We start from the raw sequence: 4,238 nt of genomic DNA on the forward strand, positions 1-4,238 counted from the left end.
ACAAGATCTTGCCACTAAATGGCTTTGGTCTTATAATAACGAAAGACCAAATATGGCTATAAGCGGTATAACGCCAATACAAAAATTAGCTTTAGCAGCTTAACTCTCTACTCTCTACTGCGATTAAAAATGGGGGGATTACCATAGGAGTAAAAAGTTTAGGAACTTCTTTTGCCACAAATTCCGCTACCATAATTGCTACTGCAATTGGATGAGAATAATAAGGATCACCTGATTGACGCATTTGCTCACCATGATATTTACGAGCATAGTAAATACCTTTTTTAACTTCTCTAATATCGACAGGTTTCTTTACTTGGGTATTTAAAAATAAAAGCTTTCCGATTAATTTATCAGAATACTTACAGTTTTTAAATTTTTTTTCCCAATATTCTATATCTTTCATAAAATCTCCCAATTCTATACATTATTTTATTGGTTTCTTTTTATGATTATTTTATTTTTCTATTTTTTATGCTAAAAAATAACTATATATTAAATACAGTTTTTTTACAAAGATTTATATGCACTCCTTAAATATCACCTACATTCTTCTTATTATAACAATCTTAATATCTTTATTTTGCCGTGATAAAAGGCCTGTATATTTAGGCATAGGCATTACGATTTTAGCTGCTTTATACCAAGTATAATAAATATTATAGGATTTAGTACACTCATTGTTTTTGCTGGTATTACTTATGCCTATTTTAATTTACAGCTAAATAAGATAATAAAAACACTATTATTTACATCTATTTCGGTTTTTTTTGTCGGTTTTGCTTTTCATAAAGTTCCAGGATTTTTTAATATACTTGCCATTGATAAAGTACAGTTATCGGAATTATCTGTACCGTTTACCATGTATCTAAATTTTGATAAGGTAATTCCGGCTTTAATAATTTTCTCTCTAAGCGATTTATATATTTTAGAAAAACAAGAGAGTAGCGGCACTGTAAAATATACATTACTATCTTTATTACTGTGTATAATGATAATTATGGCTCTGTCATTAATAAGCGGTTATGTCTTATTTGAGCCTAAAATACCAAGCATATTACCGATATGGGCAATTAATAATTTCTTTTTAGTATGTATGGCTGAGGAAGTATTCTTTCGAGGATTTTTACAAAGAACATTACAAAATCTTTTACCTAAACAACAAATTTTAGCTGTTATTATGGGATCTATAATACATGGACTCGCTCATTTTCGAGGCGGTTTGATATATAGCTTTAACCACTATATGCAGTTTCTTTCCCGGTTACACATATTACAAAACCAATAAAATATTATGCTCTATGATAGTCCATTTTGGTCTCAATCTATTCCATATATTATTATTTACCTACCCTGCACTTAAAATATTATGAAATAAATCTAATTTCATAATTCTGATGTCATCCGAAAGCAGGGATCCAGAAAAATAACTTCAATATTGATATAGAGGCTATATGGTTTTACTGGATTCCCGATTCCGCGGGAATGACATAAGCGAGCCATGCAACAAAACGCCAACGCCTAGCTGGGATGACATCGAACGCATTTTTTGAGCCATGCAATAAGCCTACAACTTACTCGGATCAAAGCTAAAATTAATCTCTTTCCAATGGTTAAAACGTGCAGGGTCAAGATTTTCGATGGGGCTTGCTTGCCATACCGCTCTAATTGCGTTATCCGCTAAAGCTTCACAAACGCTAGCCGGAATATTAGGACAGACTCTTTCTTTAACTTTTGCCTGCTCAACATTCCCTGCTTTATCTAGCGTAATGCTAATAATGACTTTTACTTTATTATTACCTCTAACCCCTGCCGGTATATTACTCCAATGTCTTTCAATCTGCCTTTTTATCAAAGATGTTTCGCTATCGGAAAGAGGCAGCCCATCTGTATAAACCCCTTTAGCTTCTTTTGCATTATCAGCTTTTTTTGACCTTTGATGCTTATTGGATTTTACATTATCGCCTTCCGAAGATTGCTCTAAATTCTTCAGTAAAGAATCAAGTTCGTCGGTTTTAGGTTCTTTTTTCTTTACCTCTTTTGGTTTCTCTTCAGGCTTTTTGACAACTACTTCTTCTTTTTTCTCTTCGGGCTTCTTCTTTTCTTCTGCTTGTTTTTTTTCCTCTTCTTTAGGCTTTTCTTCCTTTACTTCTTCTTTCTTCTCAGGTAATGCTTCTTTCGCTTCTTCAGGCTTTGGTTCTTCTATAGGTTTTTTCTCTTCTATTTTTGGCTTTTCTTCTACTGTTTTAGTCTCAGTTTCTTTTGCTTTTTCTTCTTTAGGTAAATCTTGCTGTGGTTCTTCCTCTTTTGGCTTACTCTGCTCAGACTTTTTAGCATCTTCGTTTTCTATAGGGGCTTCTTTTTGTTTTGTCGTCGTTATAATATTTGATTTATCGCTAACAGGTAACATTTCAAAAGTTATCGTTTGCTCTTCCGGTAATTTTTCAAAAAGCGACGGCATGCCAAATAAAAAGAAATATAAAAGAAGTAAATGTAGGGCAATAGAGCAGCTAAGGAAAACCGTGAAATTATCCTTATTTTGATTACTTTTCATTATTTTTAATATTTGAAATAAGAGCTACACGAGAAAAACCGGCAGCATGAATTTCGGCAACTATCTCTACTACCTGTCCATAAGAAACATTTCTATCGCCTCTTACAAAAATTCTAGCATCCTTTTTTTCTTTAGTGATATTTGCAAGCTTGTCAGTTAAATGCGTTCTTTCTATTGGAGTTTCAAGCAAGAAAATTTCGCCTTTATTATTGATAGTAACAACTAAAGGCTCATCCTGACCTGAAATCGGGCTTGAATTTGTTTCCGGTAAATCCACATTTACACCTGAAACGAGCATTGGAGAAGTGATCATGAAAATAATTAAGAGTACTAACATCACGTCAACAAGCGGTGTGACGTTAATTTCACTAACAACGGCTCTTTTGCTTTTTCTATTACTTCCGGCAAGCTTTATAGCCATTACATCTTCTCCTGATCAATTGCCTTGGAAAGTATAGAATTTAGTTCGCTACTAAAATCTTCAATTTTATTGTTGATAAGAGTAATACGGGAAATAAGATAGTTGTAAAAAATTACTGCCGGAATAGCTGCAAATAAACCGATAGCCGTTGCAAGCAATGCCTCGGCGATTCCGGGAGCCACTACGGCAAGCGAAGTATTTTTTGAAGTAGCAATCGACTGGAAGCTGTGCATAATTCCCCAGACAGTGCCGAATAAACCCACAAAAGGAGCACTTGATCCAACGGTTGCTAAGAAGCTTAAATTCTTCTCAAGCTTTTCGACTTCTCTATTTTGAGCTAAGTGCATTGCACTTGTTATACGCTCTTTATGATTATTTTTTAACGCATCGGAAAGCCCTTTAGTGCTTAAGCTTTTACACTCATCCATAGCGGATACGAATATTAAAGCTAGCGGATTATTAACCGATCTTTTTATGCTTTCATATAATTGCTCTAACACTCCACCGGACCAAAACACATTTTCAAAGCTCTTCATTCTTCGCTGCACTTGTCCTAGCTTAAATATTTTATCCAAAATAATAGCCCACGACCAAATGGAGGCAATAAGCAGCATCAGCATAACCGACTTACCGATAATATCAGATGAACTTATTAAAGAAAAAATCGATAAATGATCTTGTGTAACAATTTCTAAGCTATCGCTAATATTAGTATCTGCACTCATAACTTCCTTGATAAATGATAGACGAAGTTTAATTTGGAAAAGAGCAGGGCGTTTTGAAGCTTTTAACCGCAGCATACATATTAGTACGTGAGGATTAAAAGCAAAAAACAACGTAGCCAATTTTTCAAATTAAACGAGTATATTAAATAATATATTCATATTTTACTTTTGTCATTAGGTTATGTAAAAAAATTTTGATTATGTCATTCCCGCTTTCGCGGGGAGGCATTGTTGCGTGGATATAAAAAAGCACTCGGTGTCATACCGTGGCTTGACCACGGGGTCTATAAAAACAATAAAAAATACTAATAATTTTAGTATTTTTAACTGGATCCCGTGGTCAAGCCACGGGATGACAGAGAAGGGATTTGGATTCCCGCTTTCGCGGGAATATAATGGCCTGAAAAAACTGAACAAAAAAATAGTTAGGTTTGCTTGGTAATAAGTTAGAATAGACCAAATAACTTAAGAGGTAAGAATGACTAAGAAACAGTTTCGGAATTTCAGTGCCGAAGAAAAGACCAAGATAGTATTAGAA

General features: G+C 34.0%; 5 protein-coding genes and 2 pseudogenes. 2 read left to right on the forward strand and 5 right to left on the reverse strand.

The features are described 5' to 3' along the window. Nucleotides 1–97 precede the first annotated feature (97 nt). Nucleotides 98–406: pseudogene (locus tag AC1Z7D_RS06115) on the reverse strand (HD domain-containing protein); the annotation flags it as partial. Nucleotides 407–862: 456 nt separating this feature from the next. Here AC1Z7D_RS06115 and AC1Z7D_RS06120 point away from each other — a divergent pair. Together AC1Z7D_RS06120 and AC1Z7D_RS06125 are read left to right on the forward strand one after the other, a co-directional pair. After that, entirely contained in the window at nt 863–1,288 is a 426-nt protein-coding gene (locus tag AC1Z7D_RS06120) for a CPBP family glutamic-type intramembrane protease (protein WP_482602886.1), read from the forward strand. After that, complete coding sequence (locus AC1Z7D_RS06125) at nt 1,245–1,373, forward strand: type II CAAX prenyl endopeptidase Rce1 family protein (RefSeq protein WP_482602893.1); 129 nt, start codon at nt 1,245–1,247, stop codon at nt 1,371–1,373. Before AC1Z7D_RS06120 ends, AC1Z7D_RS06125 begins: the two co-directional genes overlap by 44 nt. Before the next feature lie 194 nt (nt 1,374–1,567). Here AC1Z7D_RS06125 and AC1Z7D_RS06130 read toward each other — a convergent pair whose 3' ends face one another. The 4 genes and pseudogenes from AC1Z7D_RS06130 to AC1Z7D_RS06145 all read right to left on the reverse strand — a co-directional run. After that, nucleotides 1,568–2,554, reverse strand: coding sequence for an energy transducer TonB (locus AC1Z7D_RS06130; RefSeq protein ID WP_482602888.1), 987 nt, complete (start codon nt 2,552–2,554; stop codon nt 1,568–1,570). Then, complete coding sequence (tolR, locus tag AC1Z7D_RS06135; protein ID WP_040257432.1) at nt 2,544–2,975, reverse strand: protein TolR; 432 nt, start codon at nt 2,973–2,975, stop codon at nt 2,544–2,546. The genes AC1Z7D_RS06130 and tolR overlap by 11 nt, the downstream gene beginning before the upstream one ends. Next, nucleotides 2,975–3,700, reverse strand: a complete 726-nt coding sequence (gene tolQ, locus AC1Z7D_RS06140; protein ID WP_482602891.1) for a protein TolQ — start codon at nt 3,698–3,700, stop codon at nt 2,975–2,977. The genes tolR and tolQ overlap by 1 nt, the downstream gene beginning before the upstream one ends. A gap of 246 nt (nt 3,701–3,946) precedes the next feature. After that, nucleotides 3,947–4,057, reverse strand: a pseudogene (locus AC1Z7D_RS06145) (palindromic element RPE4 domain-containing protein); the annotation flags it as partial. Nucleotides 4,058–4,238 lie beyond the last annotated feature (181 nt).

It is taken from the genome of Rickettsia sp. (genome assembly GCF_965035265.1).

Coding starts and splice junctions, on each gene's coding strand:
- tolQ (WP_482602891.1), bottom strand. CDS start 3,700: ATGAGTGCAGATACTAATATTAGCGATAGCTTAGAAATTGTTACACAA.
- AC1Z7D_RS06120 (WP_482602886.1), top strand. CDS start 863: ATGTATCTAAATTTTGATAAGGTAATTCCGGCTTTAATAATTTTCTCT.
- tolR (WP_040257432.1), bottom strand. CDS start 2,975: ATGGCTATAAAGCTTGCCGGAAGTAATAGAAAAAGCAAAAGAGCCGTT.
- AC1Z7D_RS06130 (WP_482602888.1), bottom strand. CDS start 2,554: ATGAAAAGTAATCAAAATAAGGATAATTTCACGGTTTTCCTTAGCTGC.